Here is a 25,480-nt window from a genome sequence, read left to right on the forward strand (position 1 = left end):
GGTAAAAAAAGTAGTTATCAAACACCGTTCACTATATCACTGAACGCGTGTTTCGACAAAAAAATGATCCCCAGCGGCTCCTATTTCATCGATGACATGGGTCAGTCGGCCTGACGACGCAAAAATGCTGGAATATCAAGGTAATCGTCGAGCTCCTGGGACTTGCGCTTATCGGCTCGGGCAGCAGCGACTTCCTGCTCAGCCTTGGCAGATTGCTGACGCATCACCGTGGGCTGCTGCAGCTTGCGGTAGTCGGTGGACTCGGGACGCTTGGCGACCGATTCGCGCTGTACGGGTTTCTGCTGACGCCCTTCGAGGCCTGCGGCCACGACGGTCACACGCAACTCGTCCGACATTTCCATATCGATCGAGGTACCCACGACGATGGTGGCATCCTGAGAAGCAAATTCCTGAACGGTGGCACCGACATCGTTGAATTCACCGATCGACAGATCGGGACCTGCCGTTATGTTGACCAAGATACCCCGGGCCCCATGCAGATCGATATCCTCGAGCAGCGGGCTCCGGATGGCTTTCTCGGCGGCCTCACGAGCGCGATTCTCGCCCGTCGCGCCACCGGTACCCATCATGGCCATCCCCATCTCGGACATGACGGTGCGCACATCGGCGAAGTCGACGTTGATGATGCCGGGGCTGGTAATCAGCTCGGCGATCCCCTGCACGGCACCCAGCAAGACGTCATTCGCGGCGCTGAAGGCGGACAGCAGGCTGGCATTCTTGCCAAGCACGGCAAGCAGTTTTTCATTGGGTATGGTGATCAGTGAGTCGACATGCTGCGAGAGCTCCTTCATACCCTCTTCGGCAGCCCGCATACGCTTGGGCCCCTCAAAGGGGAAGGGACGCGTCACGACGGCCACCGTCAAGATACCCAGTTCCTTGGCCACCTGGGCCACGACAGGCGCACCGCCGGTACCCGTACCACCACCCATTCCGGCAGTAATGAACACCATGTCTGCGCCGTTGATCAGCTCGGCGATCCGCTCACGATCTTCCATCGCAGCTTGGCGACCGACTTCAGGGTTGGCGCCAGCGCCCAACCCCTTGGTAATTTCGCTGCCGAGTTGCAGCACGGTCTTGGCCGCGACTCGCTTCAAGGCCTGAGCATCGGTATTGGCGCAGATGAATTCGACGCCCTCGATGTTGCTCTCGACCATGTGGTTGACGGCATTGCCGCCACCGCCGCCCACGCCGATGACTTTTATAACGGCGCTGCTTGAGGGTGCGTTATCTACCAGTTCGAACATAAGCCCCGTCTCCTGGACCGCTTGGCGGCCCCTGTCAGAAATTTCCTTTGAACCAGCCCTTGACCTTGTCTAACGTCGAGCTGCCTTCCTTGTGTCCACGCCGGGAGACGTCCTCCCGCTTCGGCTGGGCCGAAACGACGCGGCTTTGCCCGTTCCTGGCATCACGCATACCATAATGTAGCAAACCTACACCCGTTGAATAAATCGGGTTGCGGACAACATCCGCCAGTCCACGTACGTTTTGCGGGCAAGCGATGCGCACCGGCATGTGAAATATCTCTTCCGCCAACTCGACGACACCTTCCATGCGTGAGGTCCCGCCCGTAAGAACGACCCCGGCTGCCACCAGGTCTTCGTAGCCGCTGCGCCGTAGCTCCTCACGAACCAAGGTGAACAACTCCTCGTAGCGCGGCTCGACCACTTCGGCGAGGGCCTGACGAGACAAGTCACGCGCGGGCCGATCACCCACGCTGGGCACCTTGATCATCTCATCGCTCGACGCCAGCTGAGTCAGCGCGCAGGCATACTTAACCTTGATGTCCTCGGCGTACTGCGTCGGTGTACGCAGCGCCATGGCGATATCGTTTGTCACCTGGTCGCCGGCGATGGGTATCACTGCGGTATGACGAATCGCCCCTTCGGTAAACACAGCGATATCGGTCGTACCGCCACCGATATCGACCATGCAGACACCCAGCTCTCGTTCGTCTTCGGTCAGCACGGCATGACTCGAAGCCAATTGCTCAAGAATGATGGCATCGACTTCGAGACCGCAACGACGCACACATTTCTCGATATTCTGCACGGCATTCAACGCAGCCGTCACTAGATGCACCCGCGCTTCGAGACGGACACCCGACATGCCCAGCGGCTCGCGGATGCCCTCTTGCGTGTCAATGGCGAATTCCTGGGGCAGAACATGCAATACACGCTGCCCTTCCGAAATGGCGCGAGCACGTGCCGAATCGATGACACGCTCAATATCGGACTGGGTCACTTCCCGCTCTTTTATCGCCACGACCCCATCGGAATTCATGGAACTGATGTGACTACCCGCCACGCCGACGTAGACCGAATGGATGTCGCACCCCGCCATCAACTCGGCTTCCTCTACCGCACGCTGAATCGACTGTACGGTCGACTCGATATTGATGACGACGCCCTTCTTCATTCCTCGCGACGGGTGAGAGCCGATACCAGCGATTTCTATGCCGCCATCGTCTGTCGCTTGCCCTACTATCGCAACGACCTTGGACGTTCCGATATCCAGCCCGACGACCATATTGGAAGCGTTATTTTGTCCTGCCATGGGCCGGGTTAACTCCTTACACTTAATCCTGGTTTCAGGTCCATTAAACGACACCTTAAAATGCTGGGGCGATTATAGGAACAATTGCCCACGCTTCTCCAGTGCCAATGGAAAACAGGAGCCAGAATACGAGCCTTTTACTTCAAAAGAAATACCTGAGCGCCGCGTTTCACGGTGACTTACGAGAAATATGCCGTTACGAACCCGAGCTTTCATCTTCCAGGCCGGTTTCCGTTTCTCCATGCCAAGCAACGGCAACCCCATTGGGATAACGTAAATCGATATAGCGAATCTGCGAGGCCTGGGCCCCCAACTGTCTTTGCCAGGCAGCAGTCAATCGCGAAAGCCGGGCATTGCGGTCATTCCGACCCAGCATTACCCAAACACCGTCATTAAGTTGCAATCGCCAGGCGCCTCGCGCTTCGAGACGAAGTTGTGTTATTTCGAGACCAAGTGTGACAAATCGTGGCCGCAAATAATCATAATAAGCCAGCACTTCCGCGCCACTTCCCTCGGGCCCTGCAAGGTCCGCCAATCCCGAAGGCGGAGTGACAGGTCCTGAAGAGAAGGGTTCACCCTGAGGATTGAGCAGCAGGGTATCGTTCCACCGGGCGACCGGCTCCTCTTCGTAGAGCTCAAAAGCCAGTGCGTCGGGCCACTCCCGTGATACGCTGACCTCCGCCATCCAGTCGATATCACGTGCACGCCGACGGAGTTCACCGAGATCCACGGACAGCCATGTCTCTCCCTCGATCAAGGGAGCCAAGGCTTCGCGCAAGTAACCGGCGCTGACGTGCGATAGATCGCCGCGTATCGAGACGCGCTCAATGGGGCGATCAAGCCATAACCATAGGGCGCGTCCACCGGCTACCAGTAGCACGAGCAACAGGATCAGCCCTGGAAGGGAGGACCGCAATGTCGACATGGCGCGTTAGAGTCCCCGGGTCGTCGCCAGGATGGTCAACACCAGCGAGTCAAAATCGATCCCCGCATGTGCGGCCGCCTGAGGAACGAGGCTGTGATCGGTCATGCCCGGAATCGTGTTGACCTCCAGAAGCCAGAACTGCCCGGCCTGGTCGCGCATCACATCCACGCGCCCCCAACCACGTCCGCCGATGACGGCAAATGCGCGCCGACAAAGCGAGCCAAGCGCCGACTCTTCTGCCGAATTCAAGCCGCAAGGCAGATGGTAGAGCGTTTCGGTGGAATGATATTTGGCTTCGTAATCGTAAAATCCGCTCGGCACTTCCACGCGAATCGCGGGGAGTACCTTTTCGCCCAGCAGCGATACGGTATATTCCTGGCCGGTAATATAGCGCTCGGCCATGACTTGAGCGTCGTATTTCGCCGCGTCCCGGTAAGCGGATACAAGGGACTCCCGGCTGGCCACGATGGAGATACCGAGCGTCGATCCTTCATGGACCGGCTTGACGATCAGGGGCAGGCCCAGATCCTGACACACTGCATCCCAATCGGCGCCGTCATCGAGCACCACGCTCTCTGGGGTCGGCAATCCCATCGCAGTCCACAACTGCTTGGTTCGCATCTTGTCCATGCCCAGCGCCGAGGCCAGGACGCCGCTGCCGGTGTAGGGAACGCCGAACAGTTCCAGCGCCCCCTGGAGCGTGCCATCTTCTCCGCCCCGACCGTGTAGCGCAATAAACACCCGGTCCGGCTGCATGGCTTCGAGTCCACTCAGCCCCTGCGAGGCAAGGTCATAGCCATGAGCATCGATTCCACTACGCTTCAGCGACTCGAGTACCGCCCGACCACTGACCAGTGAAACGTCACGTTCGGCAGAGTTGCCGCCATAGACAACGACGACCCGACCGTAGGTGGAGGGATCTGACATTTGGGCGCTCATAGGTGTACCTCATCGAGTTGCAGATGCGCCTGGGCCAGGCTAAGGGCGATGGTTCCCACATCCCCTGCCCCTTGAGTGATCAGGATATCGCCCGGACGCAGCACCCTGGACAACAAGGTCGGCAGTTCGGCCTTGGTCTCGACAAACAGGGGGTCGATCAGTCCACGCTGGCGTATCGAACCAGCCAGGGTACGACCTTCCGCTCCGGGGATGGGGGTTTCCCCGGCACTGTAGACATCCAGTAGTAACAGCGTATCGACACCCGATAGAACCTTGACGAAATCTTCGTAAAGATCACGGGTGCGGCTATAACGATGGGGCTGGTAGGCCATGACAAGACGGCGTTCGGGCCAACCGGCGCGCACTGCCTTAATGACCATTTCCACTTCCCGGGGATGATGACCGTAGTCATCGACCAGCATGACGTTGCCTTGCCCGCTGGGGTCGGGAAATTCGCCATGGACCTGGAATCTTCGTCCTACGCCCGCGAACCCAGCGAGACCACGCAGGACCGCATCGTCATCGACTCCAGCATCAGTGGCCACGGCAATCGCCGCCAGGGCGTTGAGCGCATTGTGCTCCCCGGGCATCGCCAGACGTACTTCCAGTGCCTCGTGCCCCGCTGGGCGCAAGGCCGTGAACCTCACCTCGCCGGCGCTCTGTTTGAAATCGGCAATGCGGTAATCAGCTTCCTCACTGAAGCCATAAGTGACGAACTGGCGGTGCAATCGATCGAGAAGCCCACGTACGTTTTCATCGTCGATACACAACACAGCCAACCCATAGAACGGCAGATTGTGCAGGAATTCCAAGAAGGTACGCTTGAGCCGCTCGAAGTCACCTTCATAGGTCGACATATGGTCGGCATCGATATTGGTGACGATGGCGACCATGGGCTGAAGGTGAAGAAACGAGGCATCCGACTCGTCGGCCTCGGCCACGAGATAGTCGCCTTCTCCGAGTCGAGCATTGGTTCCGGCACTGGTCAGCAGCCCACCGATGACGAACGTCGGGTCGAGCCCAGCCTCGGCGAGCAAGGTGGCCGTTATACTGGTTGTGGTGGTCTTGCCGTGCGTACCGGCCACGGCGATTCCATGCCGAAAACGCATCAGCTCGGCCAGCATCTCGGCTCGCCTTACCACCGGTACGCGATGGTCATGCGCCCAGCGAATTTCAGGATTCTCGCTATCCACTGCCGTCGATACCACAACCACGTCAGCATCCTGCACGTTTTCGGCATCGTGCCCAATGGCGATGCGAATGCCGCACTGACGTAGGTGCTCGACAACCGCCGACGCTTTCAAGTCGCTGCCGCTCACCCGGTAACCCTGATTGGCCAGGACTTCGGCGATGCCACACATACCAGCCCCGCCGATTCCCACGAAGTGAATTCGGCGAATGCGTCGCATGCCCAGCCCGGTGGGTACGTTTGCGGCCTGGCGCGGTGGCGCTCCAGCCTCTCGGTTATCGCTCAAGACGTGTCTCCATACAGCCTTCCATGAGAAGTCGTGTGGCATCGAGGTGCGCTGCCTGTCGAGCAGCCGCAGCCATACGGGCTAGCGTATCGGGCTCGAGCAGCTGCTCCAGGCACTGGCCGAGCGTATCGGGGGTCAAGTCCGATTGTGACATGAGCCGAGCCGCGCCGGCATTGACCAGTACCCGTGCATTGATCGTCTGGTGATCGTCGACAGCATGCGGGAAGGGAACCAGCAGCGAGGGCTTCGCCGCCGCCGCAAGCTCGGCGACCGTCAACGCACCGGCACGACATACGATCAAGTCAGCCCATTCATAGGCAGCGGCCATGTCGTCGATGAAGGAGGTGACCTCGGCATCAACGGCCTGGTCGCGGTAGCGCTCACGCGTGGCATCCTCTTTGTCACGCCCTGCCTGATGACGCACTTCCGGACGTATAGCCTCGGGAAGGCGCGCCAAGGCGTCGGGAAGTGTCTGGTTGAGGGAGAGTGCGCCCAGCGAGCCGCCGACGATCAAGAGTCGCAAGCGTCGCGATGTCATCTCATCGGCGCCACGCGGGGCGTTGCCCAAGGCCGCTATGTCGTCACGTACCGGATTGCCGATGACCTCGCATCCACTGTCTGGAAAGGCGCCCGGAAACGCGGCATAGACACGCGTGGCCAGCTTGGCCAGCGCCTTGTTGGTCATGCCGGCGATGGCGTTCTGCTCATGTATCACCAGTGGCCGCCGAAGCAGCCAGGCTGCCAAGCCTCCCGGCCCACTGGCAAAGCCACCGAGCCCCACCACCAGATGAGGATCGAAGCGTCTGATGATGCGGTGTGCCTGCCATATCGCGCGTGTAAGCCGTATCGGCGCCATTAGCCACCCCGCCACGCCGTTGCCTCGAAGCCCGGCGACCGCCACCCGATGAAGCGTAAAGCCTGCCTCGGGCACCAATCGATTCTCGAGACCCCGAGGACTGCCCAGCCACTCGACCTGGCATCCGGCGCTCTGCAGCGCTCCAGCGAGTGACAGGGCGGGAATCACATGTCCGCCGGTTCCTCCGGCCATGACCATTACACGCGTCGGTTGAGCTGGGGTCACGTCATGCACTCCTTGCCCTTGATGAAGTCGTTCGGGAATCGGACCGAGGCGCCGCAGGGCTTGCCCGTCGTATGGCCTGGCGCGTTTCGCTGTCCACACGCAACAGCAGCCCGATCATGGCGCCACTGACCAAGAGGCTGGACCCCCCATAACTGAGCAGAGGCAGGGTCAACCCCTTGGTTGGGAGCATGCCGGTGCTGACCGCAATATTGATGAAGGCCTGGCTACCGATGACCAGTGCGATACCGTAACTGAGGTAGGCGGCGAACGGCAATTGAGCAAGCTCGGCACGCCGACCGACCTTGAAGGCACGATAGATGAGCAACGCAAACAGGCCGACGACAGCCACGGCACCGAACAGGCCCAATTCTTCGGCAATCACGGCAAACACGAAGTCAGTATGCGCTTCGGGAAGGTAGAACAGTTTTTGCACGCTGTTACCTAATCCCAAGCCCAGCCAGTGCCCTCTACCGTAGGCGATCAACGCCTGGGTGAGCTGATAACCACTGGCGAACTGATCGGCCCACGGGTCGGCGAAGCTGGTGAGTCGAGCCAGTCGGTAAGGCTCGGCGATGGCGATATAGAAGCCCAGGGCACCGACGCCGACCAGCAGCAGTAGAAAGCGAATGAAAGGGGCGCCCGCCATGAGCAGCATGCCCATCACACACCCCGTCATGACGACTACCGCGCCGTAATCGGGCTCGAAAATCAATAACAAGGCAAACAAGGCGATGATCATCAAAGGCCTGAGGAAGGCCCCCCATTCGGTTCTGACCTGGGGCAGAAAGCGTTCGAGATACCCAGCCATGTAAGTGATGAGGCAAAGCTTGGCAACCTCAGACGCCTGCAAGTTGAAAGGCACCCCCGGTATCGAAAGCCAGCGACGACTGCCATTGACTTCTCGGCCGACCAGAAGCACCAGCAACAACAGGGCCATGCCTACCAACAACAGGAACGGACCGTTGACACGCCACCAGGCCAACGGCACCCGGGAAACCAGGATCGCCGCGGTCATTGAAACCAGAACGAAGATGCCATGACGAATGCTGAAATAGTAAGGATTGCCGGTGAGGCCGGAGGCGACTTCCGTCGAGGCCGAGGTCACCATCACCCAGCCGGTGAGCAGTAGCGACAATGCAGCGATGATGAGTAACCCGTCACAAGGCTGGGCAAGCGAAGCGATACGTGCCTTTGGCATTCTTTTACTCCTGCCCTCGTACACGGGACATGACCCAGCGACGAAAGAGCTCGCCACGTGCTTCGTAATTGGCAAATTGATCGAGGCTGGCACAGGCGGGCGATAGCAGCACGACATCCCCTGGCTGGGCGATGACCTGAGCGCGCTGCATGGCAGCGTCCAGGTCGTCGCAACGCATGACAGGAACCTGAGTGCCCAATGCGGCCTGGATAAGCGAGGCATCACGACCGAACAACACCGCCTCACGGGCATAACGCGCCAGCGGTTCGGCCAACGGCGTGAAGTCCGCCCCTTTCCCCACACCGCCGGCCAGCAAGATCAAACGACCCGACAGGGTGGGTCCCAGACCTTCGATCGCCGCCAGCGTCGCACCGACATTAGTGCCCTTTGAGTCGTTGATCCATGCGACCCCATCAAGGTCGGCCACCCACTCGCCTCGGTGGGGTAGCCCGGGAAAATGCTTCAACGTTTCGAGCATGCTGTCGCGAGGCAGACCCAAGTAGGTACCCATGGCCAGCGCTGCCAGGGCGTTGGCCTGGTTATGCCGACCCCGGATGCGTAGTGAACGACAGGGAATCAACGGCTGTTCACCATGCATCAACCAGTCTTGCGCCTGATGGACGGCAACCCCCCACTCCCCCTCGCCGGGAGGCTGGGTGGTGAAGCGTTCGAGAGTCGGCACGGCCTGTAACGGCCAGGTCTGAGAATCGTCAGCGTTGACCAAGGCATGTGAGGCGCCTTGGAAGATCGCCTGCTTCGCGAGACGATAGCGCTGCATGTTGCCATGCCGATCCAGATGATCATCCGAGAGGTTGAGAAACGCGGCTGTTGTCGCCCCCAAAAGAGGGGTCGTCTCGAGTTGAAAACTCGAAAGTTCCAATACGAACAGTTCGGCGTCGGGATGGCTGTGTAGCAGATCCAATGCTGGCGTACCCAGATTACCGCCTACCGCGACCTTGACGCCTGCATCTCGGGCCATGTCACCCAATAATGTGGTGACCGTGGACTTGGCGTTCGACCCGGTAATGGCGGCAACCGGCACTTGGCATGCCCGCGAGAACAAGGCAATTTCACCGATAATGGAAGGACCACCCGTAGTGGCACAGGTGCGATTCGCCATCTTCTCGAGCCCCCGGGTATCGGGCGCAACGCCGGGACTCAGCACAACCTCGTCAATCGCATCGAAATCGAGATCGGCCAGGTCACCGCAATGTACCTCGACCCCGGGAAGCTCCGCTCGAAATGCCTCCAGGCCGGGAGGATATTCGCGGGTATCGGCCATAATGAAAGGTTGCTTCAGGCGGGTCAGATGGCGGGCGATGGCACGCCCCGATACACCCAGCCCCACCACCAGGCTCTTTTGCTGCGGCACACTCTGCATTGCGCGCTCCTGCCCGCTCATGGGGGTTCGTGTCGGTCAGCGGATCTTGAGCGTCGACAGGCCCAGCAGGACCAACACTACGGTGATGATCCAGAAGCGGACGATGACACGCGGCTCCGGCCACCCTTTGAGCTCGAAATGATGATGCAACGGGGCCATGCGGAAAATGCGGCGCCCCGTCAGCTTGTACGAGCCCACTTGCAGGATGACGGATACGGTCTCCATCACGAACACGCCGCCCATGACGAACAGGACGATTTCCTGGCGCACGATGACCGCCACGACACCAAGAGCCGCCCCGAGCGCCAGTGCACCAACATCGCCCATGAAGACCTGGGCCGGATAGGTATTGAACCAGAGAAAGCCCAGGCCGGCGCCGGCAATGGTCCCGCAGAATACGGCAAGTTCCCCCGCACCGAGTATGACCGGAATATGCAGGTACTCGGCAAAGACGGTATTGCCGCTGGCATAGGCGAATACCGAAAGCCCCATGGCAACCATGACGGTGGGCATGATCGCCAGACCATCGAGCCCGTCGGTCAAGTTCACGGCATTGGAGCTACCGACGATCACCAGGTAGGTCAGCACGATATAGAACAGACCCAGCGGCAGCACGATATCCTTGAAGAGTGGCACGATCAGGCTGGTCTCGACGGGAGCGGCGGCTGTCAGGTACAGCACGATCGCCGCGGCCAGCCCCACCACCGACTGCCAGAAGTATTTCCAGCGCGCCGGCAGGCCGCGGGGGTTCTTCTCGACCACCTTGCGGTAGTCGTCGACCCAGCCGATCGCACCGAACCCCAGCGTCACCGCAAGAACCACCCAGATATAGTGGTTGGTCAAGTCACCCCATAGCAGGGTACTTGCAGCGATGGCCATCAGGATCATGGCACCGCCCATGGTCGGTGTACCGGCCTTGGAAAGATGGGATTGGGGACCGTCGTCGCGCACGGCCTGGCCGATCTGTCGTTCGACCAGGCGGCGAATCATCATCGGTCCCAGCCACAGACAGAGCAATAACGCTGTCAGGGCGGCGAGAATCATACGTAGCGTCAGGTAATTGATGACGTTGAAGGCGCTCTGGAATTGCGCCAGGTAATTGGCCAGAAAAAGCAACATGTATCGCGTTCACCTTGATGCGTCGTCACGTAGTGCGGCTACGACTCGTTCCATGCCGGCACTGCGCGAACCTTTGACCAGCACACTGGCCCCCGTGGGGAGGTGCTCCCGGGCATAGCGAGCCATGGCCTCCCAATCCTCGAAATGTCGCCCGGCACCGCCAAAGGATGCCGTCGCGGTCTGTGCCGCCTCACCGACTGTCAGCAAAACATCGATTTCCTTGCTTCCGGCATAGGCACCGACTTCGGCGTGCAGCCGCTCGCTCTCTTCCCCCAACTCCCCCATGGCTCCCAGCAAACACCAACGCGGTGCGGGTAACTCACCCAGCACCTCGATCGCTGCTCGCATCGCACCGGGGTTGGCATTATACGTATCGTCGAGTAGCCGTGTCGCCCGGATTCCCATGGACGCCGTCATGCGGCCTGACAACGGCTGTAGGGCGCAAAGCCCCTCGACCAGCTCGGATGCATCGAGCCCCATGGCCACCGCTGCCGCGGCAGCGGCGAGGGCGTTGAGCACGTTATGACGCCCCAGTAGCGCGAGGGATACCCGCCCCAGGGCCTGGCCATCGAAAACCAGCGTGAAAGCATACCGTCCCGATGCGTCGACGACCAGTTCGCGTGCGGTCATTCTCGCCAACGGAGACAGACCGAAATCGATGACGGCATGCTCGCCTGCAAGGCAGCGCCAGACCGCATAGTAACGGTCGTCCCGGTTGAGAATGGCCTTGCCGCTTTCCGGCAGCCCACCGAGGATCTCCGCCTTGGCCTGGGCAATGTTTCCCATGCCGCCGAATTCTCCAACGTGAGCCCCCGTCACGTTGGTAATCACCACGACATCGGGAATCGCCAGCGCCGTGGTCCAGGCTATTTCCCCCAGATGGTTGGCGCCGAGTTCGATGACCGCGTGGCGATGCTCAGGCGTCAGCTCCAGCAGGGTCAGTGGCGCCCCAATGTCGTTATTGAGGTTGCCACGGGTAGCCAGGGTCTCACCCTGGCGGCGCAACAGGCCTGCCAACATCTCCTTGACGGTGGTCTTGCCGCTATTACCGGTCACGGCTACCAGCCGTCCTGGCCATGCCTGGCGTCGAGCCTGCCCCAGCAGCCCCAGAGCCAGTCGCGTATCGGGCACCACCACCTGGGGGAGCGGATCGTCGACGCGTCGTGAGACAATGGCCGCACAGGCCCCCGCCTGGCGAGCCTCGGCGAGATAGTCATGGCCGTCGAAACGCTCACCGATCAAGGCGATGAAAAGGGCACCGTGGGCCGCCCGCCGCGTGTCGGTAGTGATCGACTCGATGTCGATATCATACGCAACCGAAGAATCCGCCCCCAACAGAGCGGCGATATTAGCCAGCGTTTCCAGCCCGCAACGGCTCATGAGCGCACCCCACGAAGGTCCAGGCCTGCCTCGGCCACGGCGACATCCGAAAACGAATGACGCACCCCTGCAATTTCCTGGTAAGGCTCATGTCCCTTGCCTGCAATCAGAATCACATCTTCGGACGCAGCGGTCGAGACGGCGTATTCAATAGCGCGCTGGCGACCTTCCACCGCCCTCGCCGACTGACGCCCCGCTGGCGTCAGCCCGGCAATAATCTGCTCACGGATCGCTTCGGCACGCTCATGTCGGGGGTTATCGTCAGTAATGATGACCTCGTCAGCCAGGGACTCGACTACCTGCCCCATCTGGGGACGCTTGCCGACATCACGATCCCCCCCGCAGCCGAACACGCACCACAGCCGCCCCCGATTACCGAGATGCGCCCGAAGTGCAGTCAGCGCATTGCTCAGGGCGTCGGGCGTATGTGCGTAGTCGATGACGACGCTGGGTTGGCCAGGGCGAGCAAGTAGTTGCATTCGCCCCGGCACCGCTGATACCTGGTTGGCCAACTCAGCCAAGGCATCCAGATCTTCGCCGAGACCATACAACACCGCCATGGCCAGCAAGAGATTATCCAGGTTGAAACGTCCCATGAGTTCCAGGGACAAGGCAAACTCCCCTGCCGGGCCGGCGATCAATGCGCGCTGCCCCGTTTCGTGGGGCTGCCAGTCGAGAACGCGTAGCGTAGTGGCCTCATCGTCACCCACGGCCAATACTCTGACGCCCGGGCGCAGTCCCGCCAGCATGAGCCTGGCCAACCCATCGTTGGCATTGACCACGGCAAGCGAGAGCTCCTCTCGCTTGAACAGCGCAGCCTTGGCAGCGGCGTAAGCCGCCATGCTGCCGTGATAATCGAGATGGTCGCGACTCAGGTTGGTATATACCCCGACCTCGAGAAGGCACCCCTCAAGACGCTGTTGGTCTAGAGCATGCGAGGATACCTCCATCGCCACACGGGTCACGCCGTCAGCGGCCATCTCGCCCAGGTAGGCCTGCAAGGCCAACGGACCCGGCGTCGTCAGCCCGACATCCTGAAGTCGACCGAGCTGCCCAGCCCCCAGTGTGCCGATCACACCGCATTTATGCCCCAGCGCCTCGCTGAGCGCGGCGATATAATGCGTCACCGAGCTCTTGCCGTTGGTGCCTGTCACTCCGACGACCTGCATCGTCTCCGGAACGTCGAATAGCTGCTGGCCGAAATGCCCCAGTCGGGTCTTGAGTCCAACGAGGTGAATAACGCGTGGGTCCTGGGAATGTCGCTGAGCGTCCTCGTCGCAATGGCACAGGATCAGAGCGGCCCCGGCCCCAAGAGCGACATCGATATAGTCCCGACCGTCGCCCTGGCTTCCCGGTACCGCCACGAATACATCGCCGGGATGGACCTCTCGGCTATCGGTGACCAGTGCCACCCGAGAATCGAGCGGGGTGTTTTCGATCGCCTCGCCGATGGCTGGCCAACGCTGCGCCAGCACCGAGATGAGACGTTGCGAATCGACTTGCATGCGTGACTTAGCTCCTGACTGGGCGTGGCTGGGTGCGAGGGAGAGTCAAGGCGACAACCGCTGATCTGGCGGTACATCCAGCAAGCGCAGCGCATTGCCGGTTACCCGAGAGAATACCGGGGCGGCAACGGCGCCACCGTAATATTCCTCACCACGCGGGTGATCGATCATGACCACGGTGACAATGCGCGGATCCGACACCGGGGCGATACCGGCGAATACGCTGCGATAGGCGTTTTCCATGTAACCGCTCGATGAGCTTTTTCTCACCGTACCGGTCTTGCCGGCGACACGATAGCCCGTCACCCCTGCCCTGCGCCCCTGAACCGACTCCTCCAGAATGCGCAGCAGGTCATGGGCTACCTGCGGATCGATCGCCGGCGTACCGACCGGCGGCTCGTCCAGCTTCAGCAAGGAAGGGGATTGTCGAACCCCGCCATTGGCCAAGGCCGTATAGGCACTGGCCAACTGCAACGCCGAAACCGACAGGCCATAACCATAGGAAAGCGCTGCCCACTGACTGCGTGACCAGCGCACCGGGGCGGGCAAGCTGCCGGTGGCTTCACCGGGAAAGCCCGTTTCGGTACTTTGGCCAAAGCCTAGCGCACGGTACTTGTCCGCTACCAAGGGGTCATCAAGCGCCAGCACCAGCTTCGACATGCCAATGTTGGACGATTTCTCGAGAATGCCCGCGAGATCCAGTTCACCATAATTGCGGATGTCGCGAATGGTGAAGCGATCGATACGCATCCAGCCTGGAGAGGTGTCGACCACGATATCCCGATCGAACTGGCCACTTTCAAGGATGGCTGCCATGGCCAGGGGTTTCATGACCGACCCCGGCTCGAAGACATCGACGATGGCCTGGTTGCGTAAGCCGCGTGGGTCGAGACCGGCACGATTGTTGGGGTTATAGGAGGGCTGATTGGCCATCGCCAGCACCTCTCCCGTCAAGGCGTCCATCATCACCAGCGACCCGCCGTCGGCACCATGCTCGGCAACGGCCGCCTTGAGCTCACGGTAGGCCATGTATTGAAGACGCTGATCGATGGAGAGTACCAGGTCTCCGCCGGGCCGGGCTTCGCGTAGCATGTGCAGGTCACGCACCAATCGCCCCTTGCGGTCCTTGAGCACCCGGCGCTGACCAGGCGTACCAGACAGGTAGGGCTGATAGGCAAGCTCCAGCCCCTCCTGGCCCTGGTCGTCGACATTCGTCACACCAAGCAACTGCGCCGTGACCTCCCCCGAAGGATAGTAACGCTTGTACTCGTTCTGGGCGTAGACACCGGGCAGACCGAGGTCGAGGATGCGCTGGGCTGCTTCCGGGGTCATCTGACGACGCAGGAACATGAATTCACGTTCGGCATAGCGCGAGACCCTTGAATTGAACTCATCGAGGTCGACCTCAAGGGCACGCGCCAACATCAAGCGCTGAATGTCGTCGGGAGGCAGTTCCTGCGGATTGGCCCATAACGTCACCACGGGCGTGGAGATTGCCAACGGCTCCCCGTTGCGATCGGTAATCATGCCTCGGTGAGCGGGTATCGGATCTACCCTCAGCGTACGGGCATCGCCCTGCCCCTGGAGAAAGGTACGGTCAATGACATGCAGGTAGACGATTCGGCCCGTCAACGCGCCCAATGCCAACAGTACCAACAGCAGCATCAGCCCATAGCGAAGCCCACCCAGGGGTTGCATGGGTGGTGGGCGGCGAGGAGTCGCGGCATTGCTGCCTTCTGCTCTCATGGGCGAATGACCTCGACTTCATTGATATCCGGCAAGCGCATCTCCAGACGCTCCACTGCCAGCCGCTCGATGCGCGCTGGAGACGACCAGGCGCTCTCCTCGAGCAGTAACTGCCCCCACTCGGTCTGCAATTGGTTCTGCTCGCGTTCCAACTGCTGAAGTCGCGCATACTGTTCACGTGTCAGGTGACTGGCCGTGACGGCAGCCGTCGCACTCGCCAATACCAGGAGGGTCAGCAGCGAGACGAGCCCCAGGCGAAGACCAAGCGAGGTAAAGATGACGCGTTTCCGACTCATGGAGGTCCCTTAGGCAAGCTTGCGCGCGACACGCATCACGGCGCTCCGCGAGCGGGGATTGGCCTCGACCTCGTCGGCTCCGGGACGTTGCGCCTTGCCCACCGGTTCGAGACGTCGATTGAGCTGATCTTCTCGGATAGGCATGCCGCGGGGCAAGTGGGTATCTCCACGCGCCTGGTCGCGAATGAAGCGTTTCACTCGCCGATCTTCCAGCGAATGGAAACTGATCACCACGAGATGACCTCCTGGCGACAGGGCATCGAGCGCGGCGTACAGAGCGGCATCAAGCTGCTCCAGTTCGCCATTGAGATGGATGCGCATCGCCTGGAAAACACGTGTCGCCGGATGCTTGCCTTTTTCCCAGGCGGGATGGGCTGCTTTGATGACTTCGGCCAGATCCTGAGTGCGTTCGAAAGGCTGCGTTTGACGCCGCTCGGCAATGGCTCGGGCAATGCGCTTGGCAAAGCGTTCTTCGCCATAGCTCTTGAAGATGCGGGCCATTTCGTCGACGCTCGCATGGCTCAGCCATTTGGCAGCGCTCTCCCCTTGGGTCGGGTCCATGCGCATATCCAGTGGGCCGTCACGCAGGAAACTGAACCCTCGATCGGGATCGTCGAGCTGCGGGGAAGAGACACCGATGTCCAGAAGGATTCCCGAAAGACGGCCGTCGAGACCATGCTGCGCCGCCAGCGCTCGCAAATGGGCGAATTCTCCCTGCTCGATGGTAAAGCGCGCGTCATCGATATTACGGGCTTCGTCGAGTGCCTGTGGATCGCGGTCGATCGCCAGCAGGCGGCCTTCCGGCGCCAGCCGTTCGAGGATTGCACGGGAATGCCCCCCTCGCCCGAACGTTCCATCCAGATACGCCCCCGCTGGGTCGTGGATTAGCGCGTCGACCGCCCCCTCGAGCAGTACACTGGCATGACGATAGGGGGATGCTGGGCTTTGGGGAAACGTCATGCGGCTCTCAATGAAAACGATAGGCAAGGGCGATAGGAAGCGGGGCGCAGATATCGCGTGCCCCGCATCAGGAATGAAGGAAGGAGTCGGCCGATAAGCCGGGTTCTGTCGAGAACAGTCATTCATCTAGGGGCCGCGTCACCACGGCCCTCGAGCGACCTACCCGAACCCAGCGCGGGCCACGCCTAAGGGTTCCTATTTGGTCTTGCTCCAGGTGGGGTTTACCATGCCACGCACTGTTGCCAGGCGCGCGGTGCGCTCTTACCGCACCCTTTCACCCTTGCCGGCAGCGAAGCTGCTTAGGCGGTCTACTCTCTGCTGCACTTTCCGTCGGCTCACGCCGCCCAGGCATTACCTGGCACCCTGCCCTATGGAGCCCGGACTTTCCTCCCCCGACCAAGGTCGGCGGCGACTGTCTGGCCAACTCCCGAGGCGAAGAATACCAGTGCCGCCGAGCCCCCTCAAGCACCGTCCTTGAGAGCTTGTGCCTGCTCGTACCAGGACTTCTTCGAGCCGCCCAGCACGCGCGCCGCCACCGACGCGACCTGCTTGACTCCCAGTCCCTCTGCGAGAAGCGCCGAAAGCAGGTTAGTGGCCTCGACCGCTTGCGCCGATTCGGCCTGCCGCTGCGAACCGGCCACCATGACCACGAACTCCCCTCGCGCCTGATCGGGGTCATGTTCCATGCGCCCGAGCAGTGTCGTTGCATCGCCCTCGAGGAACGTTTCGAAGGTCTTGGTCAATTCGCGCCCGAGTACGACATGACGGGCCCCGAACACGCTGGCTATATCTTCGAGCGTCTGGCTGATCCGATGGGGAGACTCATAGAACACCAGCGTCTCAAGGCGATGCTCGAGCGATGCCAGCCGAGCCTGACGCGGCCCGCGCTTGGCTGGGAGAAAGCCACTGAATTGAAAGCTATCGGTGGGCAGACCGGCCGCCGACAACGCAGCCACCAAGGCACATGGGCCAGGTACCGGGACGATACGATGCCCGGCCTTGCGAAGCTCACGCACCAGCACGAAGCCGGGATCGCTGATCAGCGGGGTTCCTGCATCGCTGATCAACGCCACATCCCTACCTGCTTCGAGATGATCAGCAATGCGTGCAACGCGATCGGCCTCGTTATGCTCGTGCAAGGAAAGCATCGGCTGAGAAATTCCCAGATGCCGCAACAGTCGGGCGCTATGACGGGTGTCCTCGGCAGCGACCAGGGCGACCTCTCCCAAGGTACGAGCCGCGCGGGGTGACAGATCGTCAAGATTCCCAATCGGCGTGGCGACCACGTACAATGCGCCATAAGCTGAATCAGTCATTACGATTCCGAAAGCCAGTTATCGAGTCAGGGACAGGATTGATGCCAACTTCGCGACGCGGCTTGCTGGCCGCCGCAATAGTGATGCTTTTCATCGCCGGATGCGCACCCATGGATGTGGGCCAGCGAATGGACGACCCCCAGCCGGACGAGCTGCTGCAGCGTGCCGAACAGCAAGCACCTGAGCAGGCCGCAACCACGCGTCTGGAAGCGGCGAGTATCCTAGCACGGCAAGGCCAGGAGACGCAGGCGCTGGACATCGTCAGCGATCTCGACGCCGATCGGCTTTCCGACGAGGCTCGCATACGCTGGGCACTGCTTTACTCCGAACTGGCCTATGACCAGGAAGACCCCAGGGGCGTGATCGAAGCGACCCAACTCCTCGACGAGGATCTCTCTTTCGAGCGCAACACTTATTTGACGCTGCGCTATCGGCAAGGGCTGGCACTGGGCATGGTGGGAGAGCCCCAAGCGGCCATCGAGGCCTTGCTCGAAGTCCAGGACGCCACTGAGAGCACTGAGCTCAACGATCCCATCTGGAAACAGCTCTCTCGGCTTGGACGTCCTGCCCTTGAGGAGCTGTCACGCTCGCCCGACGCTCTGACAGCCGGCTGGCTGGCCCTCAACGAGCTGCAACGCCGCAATAGCAGCGATATCGACCGCCTGATGCGCGCCTTCGAGCAGTGGCGAGAGAGCAATCCCAATCATCCGGCCGCACGGCGCCCCCCTTCCGATCTCACGGCCCTACGTGAACTACGCGGCCGCGAAGTACGCCGTATAGCGGTCTTCCTGCCGGAATCCGGCCCGCTGGCCAACGTGGCCCAGAAGATTCGTGAAGGGATTCAGACACGCCACTTGCAGGCAGTCGACAGCGGCGACACCACGCCACAATTGCTGTACTTCGATTCACAGAACGGCGACCTGGAAGCGCTTTATGCGCAAGCCACGATGACCGGCGCCCAGGTCGTCATCGGCCCACTGGACAAACGCCTGGTCACCGAGCTCGAGCAGCGCGGCAGCGTGCCATTACCGACATTGGCGCTTAATTACGGCGAAGGTCGGCAAAACTCGGCTCGCGACCTGTTCCAGTATGGCCTTTCCGCTGAAGACGAAGCGCGCCAAGTGGCGAAACGCGCTTATGCCGACGGCAAGCGTCGCAGCGCCTTACTCGTGCCTAACAACGAATGGGGCTGGCGTGTCGAGGAAGCGTTCCGTCAGGCCTGGCAGGCCGAAGGTGGCGAGGTAGGGTCCGCCATTCGCTACGATCCGCAGGCCCCCGTGGCCTCGGCCATCGAACCCTTGGTGAACGTGCGGGGAGAGCGTGCGCGCCTGGATGGCATGGACATGCTATTCCTGCTGGCCCTGCCCAGCTACGCCCGCCAGGTTCCCCCCACCCTGGAGTACTACTATGCAGGGGATCTGCCTATCTACGGGACATCGCACCTGTACGAAGGCAAACCGCGCCCGCGGGATGACCACGATCTCAATGGGGTACTGTTCATTGATATCCCCTGGATGATTCCCGACGCCGCTGTAGGGGGTGAAGAAGCCCTGCCCTTCCTGGCGAGTTACCGGGACCTGCAGGAAGACAACGATCCGGCCTTGCTCAAGCTGACCGCCATGGGCGTCGATGCCTATGAATTGGGGCGCCGGTTACCCCAGTTTCAGTTGATTCCCGACAGCGAACTTTACGGCGCCACCGGCCTTCTCAGCCCGGCCGAGGATGGACGAATCGTGCGGCTTCTTCCCTGGGCACGCTTCGTGGGGGGCATACCGCAGCCGCCCTTGATCAATGGGCTATTCGACGACTACGAGCCAAATGACGAAGACGGTGAAGACACCTCAGCCGACACCGAAACCGAAACCGAGGCTCGCGAAACCCGGAATACCGACGCGGAGACCACGGATGCCGGGGCCGACTGATGCTCGCGCACGGGGCGCACGCGTGGAACAGGCTGCTGCGAGTTGGCTTCAGGCTAGAGGACTACGCCTCATCGCACATAATCAGCATGCCAAGGGCGGTGAGCTTGACCTGGTGATGCGCGATGGCGATGCCTTGGTGTTCGTAGAGGTCAAGCATCGCGCTAACGCACGCCATGGCCACCCCCTCGAAACCGTGACCCCAACCAAGCAGCGCCGCCTCATCAAGGCTGCACGTTTTTATCTGATGCGGAACAACTTATCATGTCCCTGCCGCTTCGATGTTATTGCTGTTACCGGGCATGCCCCCGACCTGGAGTTTCTCTGGGTACAAGCAGCCTTCGAAGCGTTCTGACGGCCATAGGACCCTAGCAATGGATTTCCAAGCGCGCATTCTCGGCCACTTCAATGCCAGTATCGATACCAAGACCTATGCCAGCGAAGTGCTCCCCCCTTTCATCGAAGTCGCTAGCCAGATGATGGTTCAATGCCTGGTCAGCGAGGGAAAGATCCTCGCTTGCGGCAATGGGGGGAGTGCCGGCGACAGTCAGCATTTTTCATCCGAACTGCTCAATCGCTTCGAGCGGGAACGCCCCAGCCTACCTGCGCTTGCATTGACCACCGATACATCGACACTGACCTCGATTGCCAACGACTACAGTTACAACGACGTCTTTTCCAAGCAGATACGCGCCCTGGGGCAACCCGGCGACGTCTTGCTGGCCATCTCCACCAGCGGCAATTCCGCCAATGTGGTACAAGCCATCCAGGCAGCCCATGATCGCGATATGGCCGTGGTCGCCCTCACGGGCAGAGACGGCGGCAACATGGCCTCGCTACTGGGTCAGGACGATTGCGAAATTCGCGTTCCGGCCACCTCCACGGCCCGCATCCAGGAAGTGCATCTACTGGTGATACACTGCCTGTGCGACCTGATTGATGAGCAACTCTTCGGCGGCAGCGAGTAGAGAGAATGAAAACAGCGAAATTTGTGACCCCCGCCCTGCTGGGCCTGGCTTTGGCTCTCAGTGGATGCACCACACTGACCAGCGCCACCCACCAAGGGCCCGTTCAGGAAAACTATGGTGAGCGCACCTTTGGCTCCCAGGTCGAAGATCAGAGCATCGAGACCAAAATCCGGCATAACCTTAGCCACCAGGACGCCCGCTTCAACGATGCTCGAGTCAATGTGGACAGTTATAACGGCGTGGTCCTACTGAGCGGCCAGGTGCCGAGTGACGAACTCAAGGAAAAGGCCATGAACATTGCCAAGGAAGTGCGCAATGTTCGCCAGGTACACAACGAACTGGCCGTGGCTGCCAACATTCCGCTGGCCCAGCGCACCAACGATACTTGGGTCACAGCTCGCATCCGTACGCGACTCATCGGGAACGAAAACATCGATGCCGGACGAATCCGCGCCGTTACCGAGAATGGCAGCGTCTACTTGATGGGCTTGGTGACGCGGGCGGAAGGCGACCGAGTGGTCAATGCCATCTCTGACATTGGCGGGGTACAACGCATCGTCAAAGTGTTCGAATATCTCGACTGATAGCGAGATCTAGCACGGTTGCACGGCGGGCATTGCGCCTGCCGTGCAACCTGAATGCCACTTTCGGCTACTTGATGACCCGCAATGAAGGACGCCCTTTGCGTGGCGCCTCCTCTCGAGCCCCCGCCTCTTCGGAACCCGATGTTTCAGCGCCCTGTTCCTGGGACTCTTCGGACTCGACAGTTGAAAGTGTCGGCCGGGACTCGTCCTCACGCGCTTGCAGCGAGTCGATATACCCCGGCATGACCGGCTCGTGGCCGAACACCATACCGACGCCATTCTCGCGCGCATAGAGAGCCACCAGCGCTTCCTGCGGCACCATGACCTGCATTGGCTTACCACCGAAACGCGCACTGAATGTTATGGCCTCGTTCTCCATGAACAATTCACGTACCGCCGTCGGCGCGATATTCAAGACGATCTGGCCGTTCTGAATGAACTGCTCTGGCACCACGACACCTGGGTACTCGGCATCGACAACGATGTAAGGCGTCTGGTCGTTATCCAGAAGCCATTGATAGAGCGCTCTGGCGAGATAAGGACGACTTGACAGCATGTCAGCCCCTCCTCCTGTTGATCGGCAGGAGCCGGCCTGCCGAAGGTATTTAAGTTCTCATCTCTCGCTCGGCCTCGGACAGAGACGCCTTGAAGGCTTCGCGGGAGAAGACACGCTCCATGTAGGAGACCAACGGTTTGATCTGCTTTTCCGGCAGCTCGATACCGAGCGCGGGCAAGCGCCAAAGCAACGGAGCCAGACAGCAGTCAACCAGAGAGAACTCTTCACTCATGAAGTACGGCATGTCTTCGAAGATGGGTGAAATCCCTACCAGGCTCTCGCGAAGCTCCTTACGCGCCTTTTCGGCATCCTTCTTGTTGCCACCGAGAATAGCGTCGACGAGGGGGCACCACTCACGCTCGATGCGATGCATCCACAAGCGACTCTGCGCCCGAGCGACGGGATATACGGGCAACAGGGGCGGGTGCGGAAACCGCTCATCCAGATACTCCATCATCACCTTGGATTCATAGAGAACCAGGTCTCGATCGAGCAGCGTCGGTACGCTGTTGTAGGGATTGAGATCCGCCAACTCTTCGGGGGGGTTGTCTTCCGTCACCTCAAAGATATCGACCGCAACGCCCTTCTCCGCCAGGACGATACGCACACGATGACTGAAGTGATCATCGCTGCCGGAGTAGAAGGTCATCGACGACCGCTTGGCCACTACACCCATGTAACAATCCTCGCATCAATTCGGACAGGGATAATAACACGACACGTCCACCCATGGGACGGGTCGATACTATCGCACCAGATATAAGAAACGGGGCGCATGACCCGAGCCATGCGCCCCCAGACAGACCACCGACTGTACGTCAGTGGATATCGCGCCAGTACTCACGCTTGAGCAGGTAAGCAATCACCCCGAAGATGAAGATGAAGATCAACACCTTTGGCCCAAGAGATTGAGCCTGCAATTTGGAGGGCTCACCGACATAAGCCAGGAAGTTGGTCATGTCGTAGACCGCCTCCTCGAACTCAGCAGGCTCCATGGTGCCGGGCTCGGTGACCTGCAGCACTTCACAGGACTGGTATTTACCGGTAAGCGGGTCCAGCTCGGCATCGCCAATGGGCCGGTCACTCTCGGCGCACACCATCTCCTGCACGCCCTGCAGCGGTTCCAGCACGTTCGGCATCGCCACCAGGTCGAACACGGCGTTATTCACGCCTGTCGGTCGCTCAGGGTCCTTATAGAAGCTGAGAAGGTAGGAATAGAGCCAATCAGGTCCGCGCAGGCGGCCGTGCAGTGTGAGGTCGGGCGGCGCGGCGCCGAACCAGCTCTCGCCATCCTCCTCGCTCATGGCGATTTCCATTTGGTCATTGAACGCCAGGTCGGAGGAGAAGATAAGATTTTCCTCGACCAAGTCTTGGGGCATGTTCAGATCCTCGGCCGCCCGCGAGAAGCGCTGGTATTCGAGCGAATGACACCCCATGCAATAATTGACGAATAGCTTCATTCCCCGTTGCAGGGAAGCCTTGTCATCCAGATCCGGGGACATCGAGTACGGCAAGTGGGCTTCCGTTGCCGCCAGGGCCGTGAAGGGCACCAGCGCAAATAGCAGTGCGAACAGTTGCTTTTTCATTAGCCAGTCACCCTTTCCGGAACGGGTTTTGTTGACTCATATTTCGTGTAGAACGGCATCAACAGGAAGTAAGCGAAGTAGATGGCCGTACACGCTTGTGCCAGCAACGTGCGGCCCGCCGTCGAGGGCAGCACACCCAACACACCGAGAATCACGAAGCTGATGGAGAACAGCACCAGCATGATCCGGGATATCCAGCCCTTGTAGCGCATGGAGTTGACCGGGCTACGATCAAGCCACGGAAGCACGAACAGAATGGCAATCGCGCCACCCATGACCACCACCCCCAGGAACTTGGCATCCAAGCCGAACAGCGAGAACGTGATCGCCCGCAACATGGCGTAGAACGGGGTGAAGTACCAGACCGGAGCGATGTGATCTGGCGTCTTGAGCGGATCGGAAGGCTCGAAGTTGGGAATCTCGATGAAATACCCGCCCCCTTCGGGGAAGTAGAAGATCACCGCGCAGAACACGAACAGGAATACGGCCACGCCGACCAGATCCTTGACGGTGTAATATGGATGGAAGGGAATGCCGTCGAGCGGCTTGCCACTTTCATCCTTGCGCGCCTTGATGTCGATCCCGTCAGGGTTGTTTGAACCCACTTCATGCAGGGCGATCAGGTGCAGCACCACCAGTGCCAGAATCACGATGGGCAAGGCCACCACGTGCAAGGCGAAGAAGCGGTTGAGCGTTATGCCTGAAATCAGGAAGTCACCGCGCACCCACTGGGCGAGATCAGGTCCGATGACCGGTATGGCCGAGAACAGCGAGATGATGACCTGAGCCCCCCAGTAGGACATCTGCCCCCAAGGCAACAGGTAACCCATGAAGGCTTCGGCCATCAAAGCCAGGTAGATGGTCATACCGAATATCCACACCAGTTCGCGTGGCGCCTTGTAGGAGCCGTACAGCAAACCCCGGAACATGTGGAGATAGACCACGACGAAGAATGCCGACGCCCCTGTCGAGTGCATATAGCGGATCAACCAGCCATATTCCACATCGCGCATAATATATTCGACCGACGCGAAGGCCCCTTCCGCGGAGGGGTTGTAGCTCATGGTCAGCCACACACCGGTCAGGATCTGATTGACCAGCACGAGCAGGGCCAACGAACCAAAGAAATACCATACGTTGAAGTTCTTGGGTGCGTAATACTGAGCCATGTGGTCTTGCCACATCTGTGTGGCAGGGAAGCGGTCATCCACCCAGCGCATGAAGCCGCTTTCTGCCTTGACGCGATTCGGGTTACCCATCAGGCAGTCTCCTCGTCTTCGCCAACGATGATGATCTCTTCGCTGTCATAGCGATGCGGTGGCACTTCGAGATTGGTAGGCGCCGGTACGTTGGCAAAGACACGGCCGGCAAGGTCGAAGCGCGAGCCATGGCAAGGACAGAAGAAGCCGCCCGGCCAGTTCTCACCACCCAGATCGGCTGCGCCTGGTTCGGGACGATATAGCGGCGAACAGCCCAGGTGCGTGCAGATCCCGACCAAGACACCGATTTCGGGGCGTATCGAGCGCAGCTCACCCTCGACATAGGTGGGCTGCTGTTGCTCCTCGGATTGGGGATCCGCCAGCAGCGATCCATCGAAGTTACGAATACGCTCTATCATGTCGTCGGAACGGCGTACCAGCCATACCGGACGCCCGCGCCACTCGACGGTCATCCGTTGCCCGGGTTCGAGCTTGGATACGTCCGCCTGGACCGGAGCCCCGGCCGCTCTTGCCCTGGCACTGGGTTGCCAGGAAGCTACAAAGGGAACCGCAACCCCAACGGCACCCACCGCACCCACAACGGTGGTGGCACCCAAGAGGAAACGGCGCCGCCCTTTGTTCACGCCGTTATCTGCCATTTTTTAGTTTCTCCCCATCGATCCCGCTGCTAAATCGCGAAAGAGGTCCCGCGACCCACTGACACAAAATGATGGCTATGTTAAAAAAAGGTGAGCATTAACACAAGGTTGTTC

24 protein-coding genes and 1 other RNA gene are annotated in these 25,480 nt (G+C 60.4%); 4 read left to right on the forward strand and 21 right to left on the reverse strand.

Annotated features, from left to right (window positions below):
• Positions 1–101: 101 nt before the first annotated feature.
• The 16 genes from ftsZ to rsmI all read right to left on the reverse strand — a co-directional run bounded on the left by ftsZ (position 102) and on the right by rsmI (position 17,895).
• Positions 102–1,265, reverse strand: coding sequence for a cell division protein FtsZ (ftsZ, locus tag JH15_RS02715; RefSeq protein WP_043526762.1), 1,164 nt, complete (start codon positions 1,263–1,265; stop codon positions 102–104).
• A gap of 34 nt (positions 1,266–1,299) precedes the next feature.
• The gene (ftsA, locus tag JH15_RS02720) at positions 1,300–2,574 is read right to left on the reverse strand and encodes a cell division protein FtsA (protein WP_043526763.1); all 1,275 of its coding nucleotides are present in this window, start codon (positions 2,572–2,574) and stop codon (positions 1,300–1,302) included.
• Positions 2,575–2,770: 196 nt separating this feature from the next.
• On the reverse strand, positions 2,771–3,499 hold the full coding sequence (locus JH15_RS02725; protein WP_043526765.1) for a cell division protein FtsQ/DivIB: 729 nt from the start codon (positions 3,497–3,499) through the stop codon (positions 2,771–2,773).
• Positions 3,500–3,505: 6 nt separating this feature from the next.
• The gene (locus JH15_RS02730; RefSeq protein ID WP_197053265.1) at positions 3,506–4,426 is read right to left on the reverse strand and encodes a D-alanine--D-alanine ligase; all 921 of its coding nucleotides are present in this window, start codon (positions 4,424–4,426) and stop codon (positions 3,506–3,508) included.
• Positions 4,427–4,434: 8 nt separating this feature from the next.
• Positions 4,435–5,847, reverse strand: coding sequence for a UDP-N-acetylmuramate--L-alanine ligase (murC, locus tag JH15_RS02735; RefSeq protein ID WP_052383952.1), 1,413 nt, complete (start codon positions 5,845–5,847; stop codon positions 4,435–4,437).
• Positions 5,848–5,902: 55 nt separating this feature from the next.
• Positions 5,903–6,994, reverse strand: a complete 1,092-nt coding sequence (gene murG, locus JH15_RS02740) for an undecaprenyldiphospho-muramoylpentapeptide beta-N-acetylglucosaminyltransferase (RefSeq protein ID WP_422730546.1) — start codon at positions 6,992–6,994, stop codon at positions 5,903–5,905.
• A gap of 1 nt (position 6,995) precedes the next feature.
• Positions 6,996–8,192 (reverse strand): putative lipid II flippase FtsW, encoded by a 1,197-nt coding sequence (ftsW, locus tag JH15_RS02745; RefSeq protein WP_043526773.1) that lies wholly within the window; start codon positions 8,190–8,192, stop codon positions 6,996–6,998.
• Between the two features lie 4 nt (positions 8,193–8,196).
• A complete protein-coding gene (murD, locus tag JH15_RS02750) occupies positions 8,197–9,573 on the reverse strand; it encodes a UDP-N-acetylmuramoyl-L-alanine--D-glutamate ligase (RefSeq protein WP_043526775.1) in 1,377 nt (458 codons plus the stop codon).
• Between the two features lie 36 nt (positions 9,574–9,609).
• The gene (gene mraY, locus JH15_RS02755; protein ID WP_043526777.1) at positions 9,610–10,692 is read right to left on the reverse strand and encodes a phospho-N-acetylmuramoyl-pentapeptide-transferase; all 1,083 of its coding nucleotides are present in this window, start codon (positions 10,690–10,692) and stop codon (positions 9,610–9,612) included.
• A 9-nt stretch (positions 10,693–10,701) separates the two neighbouring features.
• Positions 10,702–12,072 carry a UDP-N-acetylmuramoyl-tripeptide--D-alanyl-D-alanine ligase gene (locus JH15_RS02760; protein WP_043526779.1) on the reverse strand — a complete coding sequence of 457 codons (1,371 nt, stop codon included), beginning with the start codon at positions 12,070–12,072 and terminating at the stop codon, positions 10,702–10,704.
• The gene (locus JH15_RS02765; protein ID WP_043526782.1) at positions 12,069–13,577 is read right to left on the reverse strand and encodes a UDP-N-acetylmuramoyl-L-alanyl-D-glutamate--2,6-diaminopimelate ligase; all 1,509 of its coding nucleotides are present in this window, start codon (positions 13,575–13,577) and stop codon (positions 12,069–12,071) included. Before JH15_RS02765 ends, JH15_RS02760 begins: the two co-directional genes overlap by 4 nt.
• 45 nt (positions 13,578–13,622) lie before the next feature.
• Complete coding sequence (locus tag JH15_RS02770) at positions 13,623–15,323, reverse strand: peptidoglycan D,D-transpeptidase FtsI family protein (protein ID WP_043526784.1); 1,701 nt, start codon at positions 15,321–15,323, stop codon at positions 13,623–13,625.
• Positions 15,320–15,619 (reverse strand): cell division protein FtsL, encoded by a 300-nt coding sequence (gene ftsL / locus JH15_RS02775; protein WP_043526787.1) that lies wholly within the window; start codon positions 15,617–15,619, stop codon positions 15,320–15,322. Before ftsL ends, JH15_RS02770 begins: the two co-directional genes overlap by 4 nt.
• Before the next feature lie 9 nt (positions 15,620–15,628).
• Complete coding sequence (gene rsmH, locus JH15_RS02780) at positions 15,629–16,579, reverse strand: 16S rRNA (cytosine(1402)-N(4))-methyltransferase RsmH (RefSeq protein ID WP_043526789.1); 951 nt, start codon at positions 16,577–16,579, stop codon at positions 15,629–15,631.
• A gap of 78 nt (positions 16,580–16,657) precedes the next feature.
• Positions 16,658–17,007: RNase P RNA component class A (gene rnpB / locus JH15_RS17480), an RNA gene on the reverse strand.
• A 33-nt stretch (positions 17,008–17,040) separates the two neighbouring features.
• Positions 17,041–17,895, reverse strand: coding sequence for a 16S rRNA (cytidine(1402)-2'-O)-methyltransferase (rsmI, locus tag JH15_RS02785; protein ID WP_043526791.1), 855 nt, complete (start codon positions 17,893–17,895; stop codon positions 17,041–17,043).
• 41 nt (positions 17,896–17,936) lie between these two features.
• On the opposite strand from rsmI, the gene JH15_RS02790 reads away from it, so the two are divergent.
• Genes JH15_RS02790 through JH15_RS02805 form a run of 4 tightly spaced genes read left to right on the forward strand, consistent with a single transcriptional unit; the run spans position 17,937 to position 21,366 of the window.
• Complete coding sequence (locus JH15_RS02790; protein WP_043526793.1) at positions 17,937–19,817, forward strand: penicillin-binding protein activator; 1,881 nt, start codon at positions 17,937–17,939, stop codon at positions 19,815–19,817.
• Entirely contained in the window at positions 19,801–20,169 is a 369-nt protein-coding gene (locus tag JH15_RS02795) for a YraN family protein (protein WP_043526795.1), read from the forward strand. The genes JH15_RS02790 and JH15_RS02795 overlap by 17 nt, the downstream gene beginning before the upstream one ends.
• A 19-nt stretch (positions 20,170–20,188) precedes the next feature.
• A complete protein-coding gene (locus tag JH15_RS02800; RefSeq protein ID WP_043526797.1) occupies positions 20,189–20,782 on the forward strand; it encodes a phosphoheptose isomerase in 594 nt (197 codons plus the stop codon).
• Positions 20,783–20,787: 5 nt separating this feature from the next.
• Entirely contained in the window at positions 20,788–21,366 is a 579-nt protein-coding gene (locus tag JH15_RS02805; protein WP_043526800.1) for a BON domain-containing protein, read from the forward strand.
• 67 nt (positions 21,367–21,433) lie between these two features.
• Here JH15_RS02805 and JH15_RS02810 read toward each other — a convergent pair whose 3' ends face one another.
• From JH15_RS02810 to petA, 5 genes are all read right to left on the reverse strand, one after another.
• Positions 21,434–21,922, reverse strand: a complete 489-nt coding sequence (locus tag JH15_RS02810) for a ClpXP protease specificity-enhancing factor (RefSeq protein ID WP_043526802.1) — start codon at positions 21,920–21,922, stop codon at positions 21,434–21,436.
• A 49-nt stretch (positions 21,923–21,971) separates the two neighbouring features.
• Positions 21,972–22,598, reverse strand: a complete 627-nt coding sequence (gene sspA / locus JH15_RS02815) for a stringent starvation protein SspA (RefSeq protein WP_043526804.1) — start codon at positions 22,596–22,598, stop codon at positions 21,972–21,974.
• A gap of 142 nt (positions 22,599–22,740) precedes the next feature.
• Positions 22,741–23,508, reverse strand: coding sequence for a cytochrome c1 (locus JH15_RS02820; RefSeq protein WP_043526807.1), 768 nt, complete (start codon positions 23,506–23,508; stop codon positions 22,741–22,743).
• Positions 23,508–24,767 (reverse strand): cytochrome b, encoded by a 1,260-nt coding sequence (locus JH15_RS02825; protein WP_043526809.1) that lies wholly within the window; start codon positions 24,765–24,767, stop codon positions 23,508–23,510. The genes JH15_RS02820 and JH15_RS02825 overlap by 1 nt, the downstream gene beginning before the upstream one ends.
• Entirely contained in the window at positions 24,767–25,366 is a 600-nt protein-coding gene (petA, locus tag JH15_RS02830; protein ID WP_043526811.1) for a ubiquinol-cytochrome c reductase iron-sulfur subunit, read from the reverse strand. Before petA ends, JH15_RS02825 begins: the two co-directional genes overlap by 1 nt.
• Positions 25,367–25,480 lie beyond the last annotated feature (114 nt).

The organism is Litchfieldella xinjiangensis (assembly GCF_000759345.1).
GTDB classification, from domain to species: domain Bacteria; phylum Pseudomonadota; class Gammaproteobacteria; order Pseudomonadales; family Halomonadaceae; genus Litchfieldella_A; species Litchfieldella_A xinjiangensis.